This window comes from Paramesorhizobium endophyticum (assembly GCF_014640615.1).
Classification (GTDB): domain Bacteria; phylum Pseudomonadota; class Alphaproteobacteria; order Rhizobiales; family Rhizobiaceae; genus Paramesorhizobium; species Paramesorhizobium endophyticum.
Genome location: NZ_BMHH01000002.1, coordinates 246,139 through 265,555, shown reverse-complemented (window position 1 = coordinate 265,555; position 19,417 = coordinate 246,139). Strand labels below are relative to the sequence as shown.

18 protein-coding genes and 1 pseudogene are annotated in these 19,417 nt (G+C 59.4%); 5 read left to right on the top strand and 14 right to left on the bottom strand.

Features of this window, described 5'->3' with window-relative positions; all coding sequences use genetic code 11:
* Positions 1-116 precede the first annotated feature (116 nt).
* The 8 genes from IEX53_RS03755 to IEX53_RS03720 all read right to left on the bottom strand — a co-directional run bounded on the left by IEX53_RS03755 (position 117) and on the right by IEX53_RS03720 (position 7,312).
* On the bottom strand, positions 117-440 hold the full coding sequence (locus IEX53_RS03755) for a hypothetical protein (RefSeq protein WP_188821573.1): 324 nt from the start codon (positions 438-440) through the stop codon (positions 117-119).
* Between the two features lie 102 nt (positions 441-542).
* Positions 543-953, bottom strand: a complete 411-nt coding sequence (locus IEX53_RS03750) for a hypothetical protein (protein WP_188821571.1) — start codon at positions 951-953, stop codon at positions 543-545.
* Between the two features lie 10 nt (positions 954-963).
* The gene (locus IEX53_RS03745; RefSeq protein ID WP_188821569.1) at positions 964-1,854 is read right to left on the bottom strand and encodes a Mu-like prophage major head subunit gpT family protein; all 891 of its coding nucleotides are present in this window, start codon (positions 1,852-1,854) and stop codon (positions 964-966) included.
* The gene (locus tag IEX53_RS03740; RefSeq protein ID WP_188821567.1) at positions 1,851-2,831 is read right to left on the bottom strand and encodes a phage protease; all 981 of its coding nucleotides are present in this window, start codon (positions 2,829-2,831) and stop codon (positions 1,851-1,853) included. The genes IEX53_RS03745 and IEX53_RS03740 overlap by 4 nt, the downstream gene beginning before the upstream one ends.
* Before the next feature lie 457 nt (positions 2,832-3,288).
* On the bottom strand, positions 3,289-3,729 hold the full coding sequence (locus IEX53_RS03735; protein WP_188821565.1) for a regulatory protein GemA: 441 nt from the start codon (positions 3,727-3,729) through the stop codon (positions 3,289-3,291).
* Position 3,730: 1 nt separating this feature from the next.
* Complete coding sequence (locus IEX53_RS03730) at positions 3,731-4,297, bottom strand: hypothetical protein (RefSeq protein WP_188821563.1); 567 nt, start codon at positions 4,295-4,297, stop codon at positions 3,731-3,733.
* A 184-nt stretch (positions 4,298-4,481) separates the two neighbouring features.
* Complete coding sequence (locus IEX53_RS03725; protein ID WP_188821561.1) at positions 4,482-5,195, bottom strand: AAA family ATPase; 714 nt, start codon at positions 5,193-5,195, stop codon at positions 4,482-4,484.
* 74 nt (positions 5,196-5,269) lie between these two features.
* Positions 5,270-7,312, bottom strand: a complete 2,043-nt coding sequence (locus tag IEX53_RS03720) for a hypothetical protein (protein WP_188821559.1) — start codon at positions 7,310-7,312, stop codon at positions 5,270-5,272.
* Between the two features lie 134 nt (positions 7,313-7,446).
* On the opposite strand from IEX53_RS03720, the gene IEX53_RS03715 reads away from it, so the two are divergent.
* Together IEX53_RS03715 and lexA are read left to right on the top strand one after the other, a co-directional pair.
* On the top strand, positions 7,447-8,085 hold the full coding sequence (locus IEX53_RS03715) for a helix-turn-helix domain-containing protein (RefSeq protein ID WP_188821557.1): 639 nt from the start codon (positions 7,447-7,449) through the stop codon (positions 8,083-8,085).
* Positions 8,086-8,419: 334 nt separating this feature from the next.
* Positions 8,420-9,154: a transcriptional repressor LexA gene (gene lexA / locus IEX53_RS03710; protein ID WP_188821555.1), complete on the top strand. Its 735-nt coding sequence runs from the start codon at positions 8,420-8,422 to the stop codon at positions 9,152-9,154.
* On the opposite strand, the gene IEX53_RS03705 is transcribed toward lexA, so the two are convergent.
* Complete coding sequence (locus IEX53_RS03705; protein ID WP_188821553.1) at positions 9,148-11,550, bottom strand: ComEC/Rec2 family competence protein; 2,403 nt, start codon at positions 11,548-11,550, stop codon at positions 9,148-9,150. The two genes, lexA and IEX53_RS03705, sit on opposite strands and share 7 nt — an antisense overlap.
* A gap of 117 nt (positions 11,551-11,667) precedes the next feature.
* On the opposite strand from IEX53_RS03705, the gene gltX reads away from it, so the two are divergent.
* The 3 genes and pseudogenes from gltX to IEX53_RS03690 all read left to right on the top strand — a co-directional run bounded on the left by gltX (position 11,668) and on the right by IEX53_RS03690 (position 14,905).
* Positions 11,668-13,089, top strand: a complete 1,422-nt coding sequence (gltX, locus tag IEX53_RS03700; protein ID WP_188821551.1) for a glutamate--tRNA ligase — start codon at positions 11,668-11,670, stop codon at positions 13,087-13,089.
* A gap of 137 nt (positions 13,090-13,226) precedes the next feature.
* A complete protein-coding gene (gene gltA / locus IEX53_RS03695) occupies positions 13,227-14,519 on the top strand; it encodes a citrate synthase (protein WP_188821548.1) in 1,293 nt (430 codons plus the stop codon).
* 129 nt (positions 14,520-14,648) lie between these two features.
* A pseudogene (locus IEX53_RS03690) lies at positions 14,649-14,905 on the top strand (type II toxin-antitoxin system ParD family antitoxin).
* 57 nt (positions 14,906-14,962) lie between these two features.
* Here IEX53_RS03690 and lpxB read toward each other — a convergent pair.
* From lpxB to lpxD, 5 genes are read right to left on the bottom strand one after another with little or no spacing between them, the layout of a single operon-like run.
* A complete protein-coding gene (lpxB, locus tag IEX53_RS03685; protein ID WP_188821547.1) occupies positions 14,963-16,144 on the bottom strand; it encodes a lipid-A-disaccharide synthase in 1,182 nt (393 codons plus the stop codon).
* Positions 16,145-16,156: 12 nt separating this feature from the next.
* Positions 16,157-17,035: an LpxI family protein gene (locus tag IEX53_RS03680; RefSeq protein ID WP_188821827.1), complete on the bottom strand. Its 879-nt coding sequence runs from the start codon at positions 17,033-17,035 to the stop codon at positions 16,157-16,159.
* A complete protein-coding gene (lpxA, locus tag IEX53_RS03675) occupies positions 17,019-17,846 on the bottom strand; it encodes an acyl-ACP--UDP-N-acetylglucosamine O-acyltransferase (protein WP_188821545.1) in 828 nt (275 codons plus the stop codon). Before lpxA ends, IEX53_RS03680 begins: the two co-directional genes overlap by 17 nt.
* Positions 17,847-17,856: 10 nt before the next feature.
* Positions 17,857-18,327: a 3-hydroxyacyl-ACP dehydratase FabZ gene (gene fabZ / locus IEX53_RS03670; protein ID WP_188821543.1), complete on the bottom strand. Its 471-nt coding sequence runs from the start codon at positions 18,325-18,327 to the stop codon at positions 17,857-17,859.
* On the bottom strand, positions 18,320-19,375 hold the full coding sequence (lpxD, locus tag IEX53_RS03665; RefSeq protein ID WP_188821541.1) for a UDP-3-O-(3-hydroxymyristoyl)glucosamine N-acyltransferase: 1,056 nt from the start codon (positions 19,373-19,375) through the stop codon (positions 18,320-18,322). Before lpxD ends, fabZ begins: the two co-directional genes overlap by 8 nt.
* Positions 19,376-19,417 lie beyond the last annotated feature (42 nt).

The window sequence follows — 19,417 nt, the reverse complement described above, 5'->3', positions numbered from 1 at the left end:
GGATATCCTCTAATTAATCCCGAACATGTGGGAATTTGCGGGAACGTTCAGGAAGCTGCGGTTTTATTTAATCGTGGCAGGACGTAGCCGACAAATCACTGATAGTAGGTGTCGCTTCAAATCTGGCGGTGCCTCTTCATCGCGGCCACGAAGCGATAGATCGAGGACCATGACGGGGTTTTGTCCCCGAATTTCTCGCGGCAAGCCATCGCAATTTCAGCAACTGTCATCGTGGCCGCGCACTCGATAATGAATTCCGCCAGTTCCGGAGTGCGGCCAATCTTCGAACTGGAAGCCGCCCGATAGCCTGCGATGGCTTTCCTCCTATTCGTTGAGGCGGCGGCGCTCTTCAGCGATTCGTACTCGGAAACAGTGATCGTGATCATCTCGCCTTCAAGAGCGAGCTTGCCGCACTGGTGGCATTTTTCCAAACGGTCCATACCGTGCCCTTTCAGCCTTCATGCGCAATCGGTGCAAAATCAGATGGCAACGCGCGCAAGATCATTTGGCAATAATCCCGCGCGTCGCGCCATGCCAGAGATTTAGGCTATCGTAGAGCCGGAGCGTGTCGACCCCGCTGTATCCAGACCGCCCCGGAGTTTCTCGCGCCTCACGCGCCTCGCGGCATTTTCCCGACTGAATATCCGCACCACGCCGCTTTCCGTAATGCCAAGCCTCTGGGCGATCTTCGCATTGGACAGGCCGTCTCGCTGATAGCGGATTGCCCGGAAGGTTCTCGCGAGAGGCGGGACCAAGTAATCCCCGCCCCAAAGTTCCGCCAGCTTTCGAGCCGCATCCGCCCCAAGCACCCTCTCGACATTGGTCATCTCGTTGGCACCGAACGACGGAACAAACAGGCGTATGCCGCCGTAATTCTCGACCAGTTTCAGAAAATCCTCGTCGCCCAGGAGTTCCCGTAATTGCGCTTCCATACCGCTGGCTGCATCCTTCATGCGTTGCACCTCACAAATACGGGGTGACGATGAGTTCGACGGAACCCGCCCAGACATTGCTTTCGCCGCCATTGATGAGCGTGGCATTAAGGAGCTGGCGCGCCTTCTCTTCCAGCACAGGCGGTACGACCATGTGCGTCGGTGCGATGCCGAGCGTCTTGCCGCTCGAACGGCGATAGGAAGCCATCGCGACCTTGGCGGCGACGAAATTGGCCGAGGTAAGTTCAGCCCTGCTGCAATAGGCAAGCTGCCACAGACCAAAACCCGCATTGGAGCGGCCCCGCGTACCGTAGAGATACTCGCCCTTCATGAAAACATAGCTGTCCTCGTTGTTGGTGATCTGCTCGAAAACGAATGGCTGGCGCTCCTGATAGATCATCGGCATCAAGGGCTTGCTGCCATCGACCAGATACCACGCCGGCCCATCGCCTGCGGTGAAGTTGGACGCGGAGATTTCCTTGCCCTGTTCATCATAATTCGGATGATCGGGATCGAAGAAATACTGCCCATCGAAGCACCTCGTTACCGTGCCCTGCCCGAGAAGCGAGAACACGAGATCGTCGGGGTGCATCGCGGTTTCATAGCCGATACCTTCGAACCGCTTGCCGTAGATACCGTATTGATCGTCCTCGATATCCTTGCGCCGGACGCCGACCGTCAGTTCGAATTCCTTGTTTTCCACCACATAGCGGGCGGCGGAAAGGGAATGCACGATGCGGTCGCCAACCCATTCGCGAATGCCGGGGAAATCGGTCAGCCAGGAATAATTGTTGCCCGCCGCCGAGGACGGAACCTTCATGGCTACCTTGTCCCAGCGGCTCGGGGCCGCGCCGATACCCTTGTTGAAGGAGGTGCTGAAACCGGTGAAGAGGTCGCGTAGCGAGCTTGCGTCGATGATCATTTGTCAGCCTTTCCGCCATAGGTTTTCACGTCTTCGGCGCTGTGCCCGAGATTGCGATGCACCTCACCCAATTGCGCGTCGCCGGTTTTGCCGTTGAGCTGGGAGTGCTTGAAGTCGTACTTGGTTTGCAGCGAGGTGATGAACTCGCCCACCGGCTTTCCTGCGCCTTCAAGGAAATCGTCGAATGCCGCCTTGTTCGCCTGACAAAGATTGACCGCCCAGTCGCGCATGAACGGCAGGAGCTTGCCGTTCCGGATGGCCGCGTCAGCAATGCGTTCCGCGTTTTCCTGCGAAATGCCCGAGCGCAGCTTGTTGAGTTCGGCCACCGTCGCCTGAAACATCGCAATCGGCACGAACTGGGCGGGATCGGCGCTATGGCGGCTTTGGGAAAGCTTGTTCACCGCGTCGAGAATGGCCGCGCCATCGGCTTCGGCCCCAAGGTCCAAAGCCGTGCGAAGCGCTGAAAGCAATTGCTCATGGTCCATGTCTGGCCCTTTCCGCGCCGAATGCAGCGCCTTGAGTGACGTGAGGTTGGGATCGTTCGTCAGCGCTACGCGCAAGAGCTTGCGAACGACGAGAGGGGCCTTGGCGGCCGAAATGAAAACCGGCGAGACATAGCCGTAAGCCTTGCTCTGCATCAGCGCACGGCCTTCCGGCGTCCATTCGACGCGGCCCCAGATACCGTCATCGCGTTTCTGCAATTCCACGATCCAGCCGCGCGCCGGGGCGGAAAACCCTTTCTTGGCGGCAAGGTCCGTCGAATGGTTTTCATCGACGGCAAGCTTGCGGCCTTCCTCATGAAACCGCGATATCAGCGCGCCGGGATCGTCGTTGCGATAGGGGCCGCGCCCGTCCACGCCGGAAAACTCGCCCAGCGGGAGAACATGCAGCCACTCCGGAACAGCGGCATCCGCCACGGGAAGCGCGGCGGCGCTCATGGCGACGATATCGGCGGAAGCACCCGGCTGCCCCGTCATCGGCGCACCTGCAAAGGGAGAAAAGGGGAAAAGCAACTCATATCCGGCCTCTCGCGAGATTTACCGGATTATTATGCCCGCCACGGCATCCATGATCATGCCTGCCTTGGCAGGGGTGTGGCTGAATTTGAGAGGAGAATGCGCCGGGGGGCCGGAAATGCCAATCCCAAAGCCCGCTGGGGGCTCGCTTCCTGCTCAGCGCAACTTAAAGCTACACGGAAACGCCTATTTTGGCAAACCGCAGAATTCTGCAAAGAAAAAAGCGCCGGGGGGGCCGTAGATCATCCTCGCTGTTCAAGACAGGCGTAACGTGATGGCTCGACGCGAGTTCTTTATTACCCTGAAACGCCGCTACCGGCAAATCCTTTAAAATTGCCGCTGACACGCGAGAGGCAGCGCTACCGTACACAGAAAGGCCGCGAGCACGAGAAACGCGCCCAAGCCCTTCAAACCGCCTTCAAATTTGATCCTGTTTGCGGGCGACCATTGCTTTCAGCGCCGGGATGATCTTCTTCGCCTTGGCTGTGTCCACGAAGCGCAAGGCTGACACATGATGAAAGCGATTGAGCCAGCGGTTGAGTTCCCGGTCTTCGGGATCGTCGCTACCGGTAAACTGCCGCCACAGGGAGCGGATCAAATCGACCTGCGCCGGAGACGCCATGTTCGGACGGTTTCCATAGGTCCGCTTCGTCCAGGTGGAGCGGAACCCGAGCGCTGTGAAATACCGCATGACATAATCGAAGCCTGTGGCGTCGAGATCGGCGCTGCTTTCGCAATTGCCGTACCGGGCGAGAATCGCCCGGTAATCGTCTTCGGTTAGACACAAGTCGCGCTTGGCGACGTGCAGCAGCGCAATCTGCTTTTTCGAAATGCCAGATGATTTTGCACGACCCGCCATGTCAGGCTCCCATATTCGCCATGGCGACCTGATGGCCGAATGCCTCGTTGAAGGAATGCTCCCGCGTCTCTGCTATGGGAGGCTCCGGCTCGCTCAGAAACCTCTCCTCGCCAGGGCGGAGAACCAGCGCCTTATTCAGAATGGCCTCCACTTTATCCTCCCCTACGCCTGTTTCCGTAGCGATTGCTTTGACATTCGCTACATTCTGCATGGCGTTGAGAATGGAACTCCGATATCCAATCTCGACCGTTTCACTCGGGTTATTGCCATCGCGCTCTTCCAGCCCGATGCCGGTTGCAATGCTGATAACACGTCTTGCGATTTCAGGACTGACGGCAGCCCACTTTGCCGTGAGCGCAATATCCCTGATTTCAAGCTTGCTTTCCTTCAACCGCTCGTACTGGCCGCTGATGGCGTCGCGGAGAAAGCCCAAATCTTCGCACTGCTGATCAAGGATTCTCTCGACGCCATAGCTGATGTCGCTCACGTCATCGCCCGTCCGCAGCGTGTATTCGAGCATTCTTCCGAAGGCTTTTATCATGGAGACTGCGGAATCCATCGTATCCATGAGTTCTCCGAACCCACTATAACTTTCCGTTCTGGTAACTGACATTTTCCCACTTTCCTCACTGGTGATTGTTGAACCGGCGCAACGCAATGCAGATACGCCGGGTATTTCAGACAAAGCTCCGCCCACACCGCGACAACGACGCGGAGCCTTGGATTTCGGGGTATGTGAACTTGTCGTGAGGTTAGGCAGCGCCTTTTCGGCGTCCTAACTCCTTGTTGAATTTCAAATTTTTCCCGATCAAGCGATGAGCATCCAGCAAATGGTTCAGCCGGATGCCGACCACACCGCCGGTAAGCCTTTCGGCAAAGGTCAGAAGATAGTTCAGGTCGCCGAAATTCGTTGCCAGGCCGTATTCGACAACGAAGGCATAGGCGTCCTTTCCCTCGACATTGAAGCTGGCGCCGATCAATTCGCAGTCCCGCTTCGACGGCCCCGGCAACACGCAGCGGGCAGCAATGCGTCTCTCGTTCTGTTCCAGCGTGTCGATTTCCTTGTTCGTTCCCGCAAGCCGTTCTTCGTTTCCGGCAATCACAAGAGCAAGCTGGCAGCGCTCCTGTATGCGCACCAGTTCCCGAACGGCTGTCGCTTCAAGCGTCTGGACTTCATCAACGATCAAAAGCTGGGGCACATATTCCCAACCAGCACCTTCGACAATGGTATGCCGTGGTTGAAAAGCTCGCTGAACCGCGTCCGCCAGTTGGGTTGTATGCTGTTCCCGGTCCCAGAGCCGCTTGCTCTGCAGAAGCAGTTCCAGCATTCCTTTAATCTTTTTATGAGCGCCGTCGATTTCAACGTAAGTTCCGTTGAACTCCTGCGCGATGTGCCAGAGCGCGGATGTCTTGCCGGTGCCCGGACGGCCCACGATATGCATGGTCACGCCAAGATCGCGCGCCATGCGGACGGTATTGCGAACAAGGCCTACCGTATCCGTTTCGATCAACGTTTCCGGTATATGCGAAGGCAGACTGCTCATGATGCTTTGCGTCCTCCAAAAAATTGTTCCGCTATCCGGGAGACTTCGGCATTGCGACGGCGGAGTTCTTCGTCGCGCTCCTGGCGGGAATTCTTGATGGCCGAAACCGGCAAAAGCGCCCGCCCATCCGACGCTGGCCCCGTCACTGAAATCACGCCGTCCGGTTCGTTCGGCACCACGGGCAACTGCTTCTCGCCAAAGGCGACAAGTTCCGCACCGGCATCGATATGCGGAACCGATTTAGCCAGCTTGGTCAGGCTCTTGTTGCGAAGCGACTTGCGGCGGGCGCTTTCCTTGGCCCCGCGCGCGTCCAGCACATCATAGGCTTCATCCCGCGTGGCAATGCCGATGTGGTTGCCCGCCTCGTCCGTCACCAACAACGCCGAGAAACCGTGATATTTCGGGATATGCACGATGACCTTGCGCCCGTGATATTCCAGCAAGCCATCGCAAACCCAAGGCTCGCCGCCCTTGACGCGAATGGAATGCTTTTCCACCACGCGGGTTTCGGGCCGGGTGAAAACCGTCAGCAGGCTTTCGGGGTCCAGAACCGTCGCCTTCCAGCCCGCCTCCACATGCGCCTTGAAGGCCATGGCGGGCGATTTTCCTTTCAACGCGCCCTTCTGCGGCATGTGCTCATAGGCGCGCACATAGGCCCGTACCGTATCGCAAAAGGCGTCGAACCCGTGGTTGAACGGCGCTGGCAGCTTGCCCATGGCTGGACGCTTCGGGTTCATGCGATCATCGTCGATCCAGCCTTGAATGTGCCGGAAATATTGCTGGTTCATCTGCCGGAACCAGCCCTCCACATGCTTCGCCGCCGCATTATAAGCCCGTGCCCGGATGACACGATTGCGATCTTCCTCGCCATTGAAGGCCGAGACCTTGCAGCCGAGCTTCAAGGCGTCTTCCAGATCGTCGGCGAAGCCGTATTCCGAACCGTTATCGACATAGAGAAACTGCGGAACGCCGAACGCCGGGTCCTGGCACATGTTGACGAAGGCGTGGATGACATCCGCGTTGCGAACCCCGCCGCGCTCCTCGAAGAAGACAATTTCCCAATAGACCCTATTGGTCGCAATATCATGGAAAGCCAACAGTTTAGGTGTCGCCGTAGAACCGTCCTCCCGCGTCATCAGCACGTTGATGTGATGAACGTCCATGACGACGATTTCCATCGGGGCGAGGTTCTTCGTGGTGCGGCGAATGCGCGGCGCTTTGTCCTCGCTGGCCTTGCGGTCCCGGTTGTGCCGGTAGACCGCCTTGAAGTGCATTTCCTCCTGCACGAAGGCGTGCGGAACACGAAAAACCGTCCCGATCAAGGCCGGATCACCGATCACGGCACCGTAGGCCTTGCAGATTTCCTTGAGCTTTTCCGCCGCCAGCACCAAGGTCTGCTTGAATTGCGCACCGCCCGCGAGAAGGCCCTGCACATAGGTTTTGAGGTCGGCGTGGATCGTCTTCTTCATCTCCATGTCCAGCGGAACATGGTCGGTAAACTGCTTGCTGACCCAGACACGGCGCTTGCCTTTGTCCACACGCACTCCCCTCGCGAGGACATGAACGGAGCCGCCGCTCGCCTCAAACTCCTGAACCCAGCGATAGAGCGTACTTTTGGTCAGGAGCCTGTGTTTACCGTTCCAGTCCAGTTTCTGGGTATTTTTCAGCCGGTTGATTTCGGCCTCCCGCCCGGCAGAGTGCTTTGGATGCTCCAGAATTGGCCGGATGACGTCGTATTTCCAGTTGCGCTCCCGCTGCGCCTGCTCGCCGAAACGGATGCTTAAAACGTCTTCAGGGGAGCTTTGAAGGGCATTTAAACGGTCCTGAAGGAGCATCGGAAGGCTGGAAACCTTCACCTGATACTGAATGCCCGACTTGCCGCCCTGCCCGTCGATGGTGCGGACTTCGAGGGAAGCGCCGCGCCAGACCTGGGTTTTCTCTTCGGAAATCTGGCGGCAAATACGATTTGCTACACGCCTATGGATTCCGGCAAGTTCCGCAAATTCTACCGTTGATATCCAAGACGAATTCTTCATCATGGTTGCTCCGCTATGGCAACCAGTCTGTTACGGAGAGCGACCGCTTTTGGGCCGTTACGCTTCCCTCGAATAGCGTCCGATGCCCAGACGCGGTCAACATTGTTTTCACGGCACCATCGTGAGAGAGAAGTACCTTGAATTATGAGCCCACCTCGAATCGCTTGGAGCAATTCGGGGCCGGCGTCCAAAGAACGGAGGGTGCTTGGCTTTGTACTCATATTGAAGTCATGACTTCATTTTGCGTACTTGTCAACACGCAACAAATGACAAAACGAATTGACGTATATATTTCCACCCTGAAGCGGCTTACCAGAACGGAAACCGATACCGCTCTGGCGAGCGCGTTAGGCGTTGCAAAACAAACGATTTCTTCGTGGCGTAGGCGTGAAACTGTTCCTTGGCGTTTGCAATACGAGTTGATAGATAAATACGGTCCAGAGGCCGCATTTAATAATGAAATCAATTATGTAGCTACCCAACGGGAAAAGCAGGTCATCCTGCACGTTTTTTTAGCTCTCTATGACATACATAAAGACCGCTTTGATCCCTCGAAGGACCCTCGCCGATACAATGATTGGGCACAAGCCTTCTTGAACTTTGAGTACCAATTGGAACGTCTCATACGTGAGGCAGGCTTCGTTGGGGAGGAGAATGGCTTATTTGATCGTGTCGCAATAGCTGACGCGATCCTGAAGAAGATAGAGAGTGGTGAGCTAGAGGACGCCACCCATTCATTTGACGTTTTTCTTCACGACAGCGAAGGTCCCCAATAGGGTCCCCAACCCGCAGATTATGGAACTGCACTTCTCCCCAAGGTTCCAAAAAACCTCAATGAAATCAATGAGTTCACAATTAAATGGGAATGCGGTTTTTCCGAAAATCGACAATCTCGCGGGTTCAAAAAAATTACGCAGTCTTTTCAACCACTTAACCGCTCATATTCCCACTTAATTGCGTAAATTTCGCCTTCTAAATTCCCAAATAATTTTCGCGCCTCCACTGCTCCCCCAAACTTAACCAGTTTAAAACGCTTGCGGAACAAGACTGGAACAGATAGTGTTTGTTCTGGGTTTGTTTTTGTTCCGATTCCCTTGAAGGAACCACTCGATGCTGACGCGCAAGCAACATGAACTTCTGCTTTTCATCCACGAGCGGTTGAAGGAAACCGGAATCCCCCCCTCCTTCGACGAGATGAAGCAGGCGCTTGATCTTGCGTCGAAATCAGGCATTCATCGGCTTATCACGGCGCTGGAGGAGCGCGGTTTCATCCGCCGCCTGCCCAATCGCGCCCGCGCGCTGGAAGTGGTGCGGCTCCCCGATTCGATCGCGCCGGGCCTCAATGCGCAGAAGAAGTTTGCGCCGAGCGTCATCGAGGGAAGCCTTGGACGCAACCCGGCAGCACAAGCTCCTGCCCGCCCCCGTATCGCCTCGCGGGCGGAGGAAGAGGCCGCACCTTCTTCCGCCGTGCAGGTGCCTGTCATGGGGCGCATTGCTGCGGGCGTTCCCATCGCCGCCATCCAGAACCAGACTCATGTCATCAGCCTGCCACCCGAGATGATCGGCCCCGGCGATCATTACGCCCTGGAGGTGAAGGGCGATTCGATGATCGATGCCGGCATATTCGATGGCGATACGGTCGTCATCCGGCGCGGCGAAACGGCCAATCCCGGTGAGATCGTCGTGGCGCTTGTCGATGACGAAGAAGCCACGCTGAAGCGCTTCCGCCGCAAGGGAGCATCCATCGCGCTCGAAGCGGCGAACCCCGCCTATGAAACGCGTATCTTCGGACCGGACAGGGTGCGTGTGCAGGGCAAGCTGGTCGGGCTCATCCGGCGCTATTGATCGGTGCCGGGCGCGAGCGTGTCCGTTCGCCCCGATGACTTTCGCCCGGTTCGTTCGCGGTTCAATGTCTTCTCGGGCAGGCCGCGCGCGGCACGGGAATAGAGCCGGTGCAGGTTCCATGGGCGTTCCGGCGGCCCGATGGCGTAGAGGAGTTGAGTCTCGCTTCTTGTCGGGTCCGATAGCCTCGCTTCGAGCGTTCCCTTGATGGCGAGATCCCTGAGGGTGATGACGGTCTTCCCTTCGCCGTTGCAGGAAAGGTTCTTGCCTGCAACGGCGAGAATGACCATGTCGCCGATGGCGCAGGCTATGCTTCTTCCCTGCAGCGTATCAGTATAGGCGAGCGTCTGCCCGTTGCGCATCTCGGCTACGCAGACGCCATCCTCGCAAAGGAAGCTATCCGGCGAGAATTCCCCCGCATTTGTCGCTGGCTTGACGATTCCGGTGGCGTCGTAAGCCTTGCTCCAATTTTCGATCAGGAATTTCGATGGCTGCTTGCGGTTGATCGCGAGCGTTCCGTCCGATGTACGCAGCGCGACGAGCCGGCCATTGTCCGAGAGGATCAGATCCGGACCTGTTTCCCTGACATAAAAGACAAGCCCAGCCGCAAAGATGACGAGCGAGACGGCACGCAAATGGGTTCTCAGGAACATCACCAGCACCAGGCCGCCCGACCACAAAAGCAGTGTCGAAACCGGCATGATACCCGGATTGGCATGGGGAGAGATCGCGGCCACCTGATGCGCGATCCATTTGACCACCTCGATGCCTGCGCCCATCACCTGCAAGGGCAGCCATTCAAGGTCAAACGGCATGGCCAGCAGGCTCAGCACCGCGAAAGGCATGACCGTCACCGATATGACCGGCAGCGCCAGCACATTGCCGAGCAGGCCCAGCGGCGCGGTGTTGTTGAAATGATAGAGCGCGAAAATGCCGCTCGCCGTTCCCGCAATCGCAGATGTCGCGGCGGTCGCGCCAACCGAGGTGATCATCTTATGAAGGAAGCCGCGCGCGGCGAAGGAGGAGCGAGGCGCGTCCTCGTCCCGGTTCCGCCTCCGGTCGGTCCACCAGGCAAAGGCCGCGATGAGCGCGGCGGTGGCGGAGAACGACATCTGGAAGCTCGGCCCCAGCAGTTCATGCGGCACAAAGACGATGGTGATGAGCGCGGCAATCGCCAGATTGCGCATGGTGATGGCGGCGCGGTCCATCATCACGGCGACGAGCATCACCGCCAGCATGATGAAGCTGCGCTGCGCCGCCACATCCGCGCCCGAGAGCATAAGGTAGAAGGCCGAAGCCGCCAGTGCAGCGCCCGCCGCATATTTCTTCACAGGGTGGCGCATGGCAAGGCCGGGAAAGAGCGCGGCCACGGCCCGCACCACCAACATGACGAGGCCTCCCGCCAGCGCCATGTGCAGGCCCGAAATCGAGATGATGTGCGCAAGGCCGGACAGACGCAGCGCTTCGTTCGTCTCCTCGCTGATGCCGTCGCGTTGGCCGGATATCAGCGCCGCGGCGATGGCACCTTCCTCGCCCTCGAGATTTGTCACGATACTGGTTCCGATTCCCTGTCGCAGAGCCGAAACCCACAGCGACAGCCGGTCGCCATACCCGGTTGGTGCGGGAACCGCCACGCTCTTCGGCGTACCCAGAAAAAAGCCGTTCGCGCCGATGCCGTTGAAATAGGCGTGGAAGGCGAAATCATAATTTCCGGGCCGCACGGGCCCCGACTGTGCCCTCAGACGCACGAAGCCGGAAAGGCCGGAGCCGATATCGGCCATGGCCGGCAAATCGCGGGCGGTAACGCGGATGCGCTCGGGCGCATAGCGAAGCTTCGGCCGCGCGGTGGCAAGCACGTCCAGCGTCACGCGCCAGGTGCCATCGATGTTCTGTTCCATGGCGGCGATGCGCCCCGTCACCCGCGTGGTGACGTCAGCACCCAGCATCGGCGTCGCGCGCAGCATCGTTTCCGTCTTCGCCGCCACCATGCCGGCGACGACGGCGATGGCGAAGGTGAGCGCATAGGCCATGACCTGCCGCTGCCGCGCGAGAATGCGCAACGAGACGAGGACGGCGAGCCCCGAGAGCAACGCCTGCCATCGAGGCTCGAAGGCGAGCGAGAAGTAAAAGATGACGCCCATGCCCGCGAAGACGGGCAGGAAGAGGAAGCGTGTGCCAAGCTCGTCCTCCTCGCCGAACAGGGCGATAAAGGAGGCCCTGAATACCCGGATACGCGAAAGAACGGTCGCGCGTGACGGCAGCGTGACCAGGGGTAGCCTGGCGGGACTTTCGGCGGGGTCGGGTTCGCGCGGCGTAACCGCAGGCAGCAGGAAATAGGCCGGCGGCTTTACCAGCGCCCGCTCGTCGACCTCCTCCGTGTCGCTCCCGCCTCTCATCATCCCCGCCCGGCGCCCATACGCTACACTTGCACCGCCAGCCACCTATGCTACATGAACGCCAACCGAAATCGAGTGGGGCTTTCGGTGAACGGATGCCCCACACCCACCGGAGTTATCATGTCCTCACCCGTGATTACCCGCTTTGCGCCCTCGCCCACCGGCTTCCTGCATATCGGCGGCGCGCGCACGGCGCTGTTCAACTGGCTTTATGCAAAGCACACCGGCGGCAAGATGCTGCTGCGCATCGAGGATACCGACCGCGAGCGCTCGTCAGAGGCTGCCGTTACGGCCATTCTCGACGGTCTGCGCTGGCTCGGTCTCGACTGGGACGGCGACGCCATCTCGCAGTTCGAGCGCGCGCCGCGCCACCGGGAAGTCGCCGAAGATCTCGTCGCCAAGGGCAAGGCTTATTATTGCTACGCCACGCCACAAGAACTCGAAGATATGCGCGAACAGGCCCGCGCGGAAGGACGCCCTCCCCGCTATGACGGGCGCTGGCGCGACCGCGATCCTTCCGAAGCGCCCGTCGGCGTAAAGCCGGTCATCCGCATCAAGGCGCCGCAGACGGGCGAGACCGTGGTGTATGACGAGGTGCAGGGCGAAGTCCGCTTCCCCAACAAGGATCTCGATGATTTTATCATCCTGCGCTCCGACGGCACGCCCACTTACATGCATGCCGTCGTGGTTGACGATCATGACATGGGCGTCACCCACATCATCCGCGGCGACGACCACCTGACCAATGCCGCGCGCCAGACAATCATCTATAACGCCATGGGCTGGCCGGTGCCGTCCATGTCGCATATCCCGCTCATCCACGGACCTGACGGCGCAAAGCTTTCCAAGCGCCATGGCGCGCTCGGCGTCGAGGCCTATCGCGCCATGGGCTATATGCCGGCAGCGTTGCGCAATTATCTCGTCCGCCTCGGCTGGAGCCATGGCGACGACGAGATCATGTCGACCGAACAGATGATCGAATGGTTCGACGTGAAGGACATCAACAAGGGCGCGGCGCGCTTCGACTTCCAGAAGCTGGAGGCGATCAACGGCCATTATATGCGCGCGAGCGACGACAAGGCGCTTTTCGATGCGCTCATCGCCGTGCTGCCTGAAATCGAGGGTGGGCCCGAATTGCTTGTCCAACTTGATGATATCAGGCGCGGCCAGCTGCTTTCCGCCATGCCTGGCCTCAAAGATCGCGCAAAAACCCTTGTAGAACTCGCCGATGGCGCTAAGTTCATTTTCGCCGCGCGTCCTCTGGCGCTCGACGAAAAGGCCGCCTCGCTTCTCAACGAGGAGGGCCGCGCCATTCTTAGGGGGGCCCTGCCCGCGCTTCAACAGGCTTCTGAATGGACGGTCGAAAGCCTCGACGCCGCCATCCGCGCCCACGCAGAATCAACGGGCTTGAAGCTGGGCAAGATCGCACAACCCTTGCGCGCTGCACTCACCGGCCGCGCAACATCGCCGGGCGTATTCGATGTTCTGGCGGTGCTCGGCAGGGAAGAGTCCCTGGCCAGAATCGGCGATCAGATCGATTAGATCGGTGTCGTTTTTGAGATATCACGGTCTCGTTACAGAGGCCGGCCTTTTGAGCGAATTTCCGCGTTGCAACATCGCAACTTTGGGATAGTTTGACGGGCGAAATCTTGGGTTCGAAGGATTTGAAAGGAACGAATATGTCTAACAATACAGCGAGCATCACCCTTGACGGCAAAACCTTCGAGCTGCCAGTCCGCAAGGGTTCTGTTGGACCGGATGTCGTCGATATCACCCCGCTCTACAAGAACGCCAACGCCTTCACTTACGACCCCGGCTTCACCTCCACCGCCTCGTGCGAGTCGAAGATCACCTATATCGACGGCGATGAGGGCGTGCTGCTTTATCGCGGCTACCCGATCGAGCAACTGGCCGAGCATGGCGACTTCCTGGAGACCTGCTATCTCCTCCTCTACGGCGAACTGCCGACCAAGGCGCAGAAAGCGGATTTTGACTATCGCATCACGCACCACACCATGGTGCATGAGCAGATGACCCGCTTCTTCACCGGCTTCCGCCGCGACGCGCATCCCATGGCCGTCATGGTCGGCTCGGTCGGGGCGATGTCTGCCTTCTATCACGACTCGACCGATATCACCGATCCGCATCAGCGCATGGTCGCCTCCGTCCGGCTGATCGCCAAGATGCCGACACTGGCCGCGATGGCCTATAAATACCATATAGGCCAGCCCTTCGTTTATCCGAAGAACGATCTGGACCTCGCCTCGAACTTCCTGCGCATGTGCTTCGCTGTGCCCTGCGAGGAGTACAAGGTCAATCCGGTGCTGGCCCGCGCCATGGACCGCATCTTCATCCTGCATGCCGACCACGAGCAGAACGCCTCCACCTCGACGGTGCGTCTCGCCGGCTCCTCCGGCGCCAATCCTTTCGCCTGCATCGCGGCGGGCGTTGCCTGCCTCTGGGGCCCGGCCCATGGCGGCGCCAATGAGGCGGCGCTCAACATGCTGGCCGAAATCGGCACGGTGGACCGTATTCCGGAATATATCGCCAAGGCCAAGGACAAGAACGATCCGTTCCGCCTGATGGGCTTCGGCCACCGCGTCTACAAGAACTACGACCCGCGCGCCAAGATCATGCAGAAGACGGCGCATGAGGTGCTGGGCGAGCTCGGCATCAAGGACGATCCGCTGCTCGATATCGCCATGGAGCTGGAGAAGATCGCCCTCACCGACGAATATTTCATCGAGAAGAAGCTCTATCCGAATGTCGACTTCTATTCCGGCATCACGTTGAAGGCGCTGGGCTTCCCGACCGAAATGTTCACCGTGCTCTTCGCCGTCGCGCGCACCGCCGGCTGGATCGCGCAGTGGAAGGAAATGATCGAGGACCCGCAGCAGAAGATCGGCCGTCCGCGCCAGCTCTACACCGGCGAGCCTGCACGCGACTTCGTGCCTTTGGCCAAGCGCAAATAAGCTGATATTCTGATGAGCATAAATGGGAGGCTCCGGTTCGTCCGGGGCCTCTTTTGTTTTGGCGCCGGCTTTCCCATCTATTGATGGCATGCAGGATATGGATATAATTGCGGAAAAGGAGATACTGGAATGGCGCGAAACACCACTATTTCCCTCGGCGACCATTTCGCCGAGTTTATAGACGAGCAGGTGCGACCGGAAACTATGGCTCTGCCAGCGATGTCGTTCGCGCCGGGCTGCGCCTCCTTGAAGAGCAGGAGGCAAAGCTGAAAGCGCTCGAAGCCGCGCTCAAGGAAGGCGAGGAATCCGGACCGGCGACGAAATTTGATTATAATGATTTCTTAGCATGGAAGCAGGCGCAGTATAACGCGCAAAAAGGGCAATAATAAAAACGCGGGCAGATAGACGCACGTGGTCCAGTCACCTTCTCCGTTTCAATGTAGTTACTTCCCCGCCTTCTCAACCACATCCAACACCGTCTGTGCGGCGATTTCGCCTGCCGGTTTCTCCGTTTCCATCAATTCCGCGATATGCTGGAAGCCTGATATCTGCGCTTCGCGCGCGGGTCCGGGCTGCATCAGCCGGTCGAGTTGGCGCGCCAGGTGGCCGGGGCGGATGAATTCGTTGAAATGCTCCGGGATGATCACTTTATCCGCGATGATGTTGGGCAGCGCCGCGCTCCATATCGTAATGCGCGGCATCAAAAATTTCTTGGCGAACCAGTCCGTCTTATAGGCGAGCACGGTCGGCACCTGCGCCAGCGCCAGTTCGAGCGACACAGTACCGGAGGCGGCGAGCGCGGAATCCGCTTGCTCGAATGCCTTCCATTTGTCCTCCTCGGCCACCACGATCAGAGGCTTCACCGGCCAATCGGCGGAGAGCGCGCGCACCATCGGCTCGATATGCGGCAGTGTAGGCAGGATGACGTGCAGCGTCTCGACCCGCTTCGCCAGCTCCGCCACCGCCTCGCCGAACGGTTCCATCAATGCCTTGATCTCTGAGCGCCGCGAGCCGGGCAGCACAAGCAACGTCCGCTCTCCATCCTTCGACAGGGATTTCTCCCGGCGCGCCCGTGCGGCCCGTACGTCGAGGATCGGCTGGTAGCTGGCCAGGCGATGCCCCGCATAAGTCGCTGCCGGTCCTCCGAGAAGTTGCAATACCCCGACCTCGAAGGGCAGGATCGTCAGCACATGGTCAACATAGGCGCGCATGGCTCTCGCCCGCTGCGGCCGCCATGCCCAGACAGTGGGTGCGACATATTTGATGATGGGAATGGAGGGATCCGCCGCCCGGACCTTCTTCGCGACCCGGTGCGTGAAATCCGGGCTGTCGATGACAACAAGACAATCGGGCTTGGCTGCGATGACAGCATTTGCGGTCTGCCGGATGCGCCAGAGCAATCTGGGCAAATTCTTGAGAACGGCACTCAAGCCCATGATAGAAATTTCAGCCGGGTCGAACAGGCTTTTGAGGCCGCGCGCCTGCAAATGGCTGCCTCCGACACCGACGAGATTGACGAGACGGTCCGTGCGTCCGCGCAGCGCGTCGATCAGATCGGCGCCGACAATATCCCCCGATTCCTCCCCGGCGACGATTGCGATCTTCAGCGGCAGCTTGCGGCCCATCGGTTTTTCCACCTAACCCGGTTTGGAATCGAACGTTTCTATGAAAAGTCCCTTCGCATTGGCTGCCGCCACCGTCTCGCCGACGCCGAGGATGAAGGTCTTCCCGGCCTCGATCGCGATGCCGGAGAGCCCTGCTTGGGCGGCGTTCTCGATCGTCGAAAGCCCGATGGTCGGCAGGTCGGCGCGCTCATCTTGCGTCGGCTTGGCGCATTTGACAAGCGCGCCGCCCTTTTGCGGAATCCGCCGCGCCGCTCTCATCTGGGCGATGCGCTCCAGCATGGCGTCGGTGCCTTCGGCCCCCTCAAGCGCCACGACACGTCCGCCCACAGCAACAGCGCCCTGCCCTACATCGAGTGCGCCGATCATGCGCGCGGCTTCCCGGGCCAGTTCGATATTGCGCCAGTCGTCCTTGCCGGGCTTTTTGCCGGTCAGTGACCTGGCCGCAGGCGCCAGCAAATCGGGCACGATCTCATGCGCGCCGACGACCTTGAAGCCGTAGGATTCGACCAGCCCAATAAAGGCGCGCAGCAGCGCATCGTCGCCCTTGCCGAGCGCGCCGAGGATGCGGGGGATGGCGGCAAGCGTCGGCCCGTCGATCCGCAGATCGGAGAAGTGCGGACGGCTGCTGACACCACCCGCCAGTATCACATTGCGCACTCCGCCGGCCTTCAGCGCGCGGATCAGCTTGCGGAATTCCACCATGGAGATTTCCGTGTGCTCATAGCGGTAAAGCGAGGGGTCGGCGTCACCCTTGAGCGGGATGAGAAGCGGCGGACGGCCCTGCTTCTCAAGATCTTCCGCGACCCGCACCGGCAACACGCCGCTGCCGGCGATGATGGCGGTGCGCCCTACTTTGTCAGCGCCGGACGTCAATTCAATCCTCGTCGCGATGGCCGCCGAAAGCGGCACCGATGGGCGGCGTGCAATAGGCGCGCTTGGTATCGACCGTGATGAAGGAAATCAGATCGGCGACAGCCGGCGAATCTGGCATGACAGCCAGAACATCATTGGCGCGCTCGCGAAGCGGCTTCGAACGGTCGAACAACATGCGCGACGCACGGCGGAGATTGTGGATTTCCGCGCGCGGTAAGCCGGAACGCTTCATGCCGATAATGTTGAGCCCACCCAGATGCGCATGAACACCGATCGCCATGCCATAGGGGATGAGATCGGTAACGAGCGCCGCTAGACCGCCGACGAAGGCATGATGGCCGACGCGGCAGAACTGATGAACCGCTCCGCCCCCGCCGATGATGACATTGTCGCCGATGACGCAATGACCACCGATCATCACATTGTTGGAAAAGGTAACGTGATTGCCGACATCGCAATCATGGGCGACATGTGCATAGGCCAGAAACGAGCAATTATCGCCGACCGAGGTATAGCCACGGCTCGAATCGGAGCCGCGATGCATGGTGACGCCCTCGCGGATCGTGCAATTGCGCCCGATGGTGAGCGTGGTCGGGCCGCCCTTGTGCTTGCCGTTCTGCGGATCGCAGCCAAGGATAGCGTGGGGATAGACCTTCGACCCCGCGCCCAGCGTCGTGGCGTCGGTCACCACCACATGGCTCATCAATTCCGTATTGTCGCCGATGACCGCGCCCGCCTGGACATGGCAGAACGGCCCGACGGTGACGCCCAGGCCGAGCTCCACGCCTTTTTCGATCAGGGCCGTCGGGTGAATGAAAGTTTCTTTCATAATGGGATGACTACTTTTCTTCGGCCACGCCGATCATTGCGGCCACTTCGGCCTCGGCCACGAGGGTGCCGTCCACCTCCGCGGTGCATGCAAATCGTGATATATTGGCGCGCTGCTTCAATTTCTTGACATGAATCAGCATCCGGTCGCCGGGAACGACCGGACGGCGGAATTTCGCATTGTCGATGGTGAGGAAATAGACCACACCCGGCTTGTCCGCGCCGCGCTGCATGATGGAAATCGCGCCGGCGGTCTGAGCCATGGCCTCGATGATCAACACGCCGGGCATGATGGGGTTACCAGGGAAATGGCCGGTGAAATGCGGCTCGTTGATCGTGACATTCTTGATGCCCGTCGCCGACTGGTCGCCGTCGATATCGACGATGCGATCGATCAGCAGGAACGGATAACGATGCGGCAAGGTCACCAGCAGCTTCTGGATATCGGCTGCATTCAAACTGGCGCGCCCGGTCTCATTCATCCGAAGATCTCTCCTTCTTTGGCTGTCCTATACTGCGGAGCGCTGCGACTTCCCGGAACCATTGCTTGAATGGGCGCGCAGGCATTCCGCCCCATTTCTCGCCATCCGGAATATCGTTCATCACCCCGCTGGCCGCCGCGATCTGCACGCGCGAGCCAATTTTGAGATGGTCGGCAATCCCAACGCGGCCGCCGAGCATGGTCATGTCGCCGATGCTGACGCTGCCGGAAATGCCGGTATGGGCCGCGATGAGACAATGACGCCCGATGCGCACATTATGCGCGATCTGCACGAGATTATCGATCTTGGTGCCCTCGCCGATCACGGTATCGGCAAGCGCGCCGCGATCGATCGTGGTGTTCGCGCCGATCTCGACATCATCCTGGATAATGACGCGACCGAGTTGAGGCACCTTCTCCACGCCGCGCGGACCGGGCACATAGCCAAAGCCATCCTGCCCGATGCGGACGCCAGGATGAAGCTGGACGCGATTGCCGATATAAGCATATTGCACGGAAACGCCGGGGCCGATGTAACTGTCGCGCCCGATCTGGCAATTCGCGCCGATAACGGCGGTGGCGGAAATGATAGTCCCTGCCCCGATCGCCACGCCTTTTCCAACAACAGCGCCTGCCTCGACGGTGGCCCCCGGCTCAATCTCGGCGCTCGGATGAATGCTCGCGTTCTTCGAGATGCCGGTTTCGCCGATCCACGGCTCCGGGCGCGCGGAAGACGGAAACAGCATCCGCCCCACCGAGGAAAAATCCCGGTGTGGAGTCCGTGTCAGAAGAACAGCGATGCCCGAAGGTATATGGTGCTGCAGTTCGTCGGTGCAAAGCACGCCCGCCGCCTTGAGGCTCGCGAGGTTTCCCGTATTCTTCTTGCCCTCAAGAAAAACGAGCGCATCGACATCGGAATCGCCAAGCGATGCAAGGCGCGCGACAACACGGCTGCCAAGCGCCGCATCAAGCAGCCTCGCACCGGTAAACTCGGCGATGTCGCCGATTGTCAACTGACGCGACGGCGTAAAGAAAACAGGATCTGCCATCAACACACTTTCTCTCCCGGGACTATTAGCCCCGGGAGAAAG

What these genes read in the sequence shown, in the direction of transcription:
- fabZ (WP_188821543.1), bottom strand. Translation starts at nt 18,327, where the DNA reads ATGAATGAGACCGGGCGCGCCAGTTTGAATGCAGCCGATATCCAGAAG.
- IEX53_RS03735 (WP_188821565.1), bottom strand. Translation starts at nt 3,729, where the DNA reads ATGGCGGGTCGTGCAAAATCATCTGGCATTTCGAAAAAGCAGATTGCG.
- IEX53_RS03745 (WP_188821569.1), bottom strand. Translation starts at nt 1,854, where the DNA reads ATGATCATCGACGCAAGCTCGCTACGCGACCTCTTCACCGGTTTCAGC.
- lpxD (WP_188821541.1), bottom strand. Translation starts at nt 19,375, where the DNA reads ATGGCAGATCCTGTTTTCTTTACGCCGTCGCGTCAGTTGACAATCGGC.
- lpxA (WP_188821545.1), bottom strand. Translation starts at nt 17,846, where the DNA reads ATGAAAGAAACTTTCATTCACCCGACGGCCCTGATCGAAAAAGGCGTG.
- lexA (WP_188821555.1), top strand. Translation starts at nt 8,420, where the DNA reads ATGCTGACGCGCAAGCAACATGAACTTCTGCTTTTCATCCACGAGCGG.
- IEX53_RS03705 (WP_188821553.1), bottom strand. Translation starts at nt 11,550, where the DNA reads ATGATGAGAGGCGGGAGCGACACGGAGGAGGTCGACGAGCGGGCGCTG.
- gltX (WP_188821551.1), top strand. Translation starts at nt 11,668, where the DNA reads ATGTCCTCACCCGTGATTACCCGCTTTGCGCCCTCGCCCACCGGCTTC.
- IEX53_RS03725 (WP_188821561.1), bottom strand. Translation starts at nt 5,195, where the DNA reads ATGGCGCGCGATCTTGGCGTGACCATGCATATCGTGGGCCGTCCGGGC.
- IEX53_RS03720 (WP_188821559.1), bottom strand. Translation starts at nt 7,312, where the DNA reads ATGATGAAGAATTCGTCTTGGATATCAACGGTAGAATTTGCGGAACTT.
- IEX53_RS03750 (WP_188821571.1), bottom strand. Translation starts at nt 953, where the DNA reads ATGAAGGATGCAGCCAGCGGTATGGAAGCGCAATTACGGGAACTCCTG.
- IEX53_RS03755 (WP_188821573.1), bottom strand. Translation starts at nt 440, where the DNA reads ATGGACCGTTTGGAAAAATGCCACCAGTGCGGCAAGCTCGCTCTTGAA.
- gltA (WP_188821548.1), top strand. Translation starts at nt 13,227, where the DNA reads ATGTCTAACAATACAGCGAGCATCACCCTTGACGGCAAAACCTTCGAG.
- IEX53_RS03740 (WP_188821567.1), bottom strand. Translation starts at nt 2,831, where the DNA reads ATGACGGGGCAGCCGGGTGCTTCCGCCGATATCGTCGCCATGAGCGCC.
- IEX53_RS03730 (WP_188821563.1), bottom strand. Translation starts at nt 4,297, where the DNA reads ATGGATACGATGGATTCCGCAGTCTCCATGATAAAAGCCTTCGGAAGA.
- lpxB (WP_188821547.1), bottom strand. Translation starts at nt 16,144, where the DNA reads ATGGGCCGCAAGCTGCCGCTGAAGATCGCAATCGTCGCCGGGGAGGAA.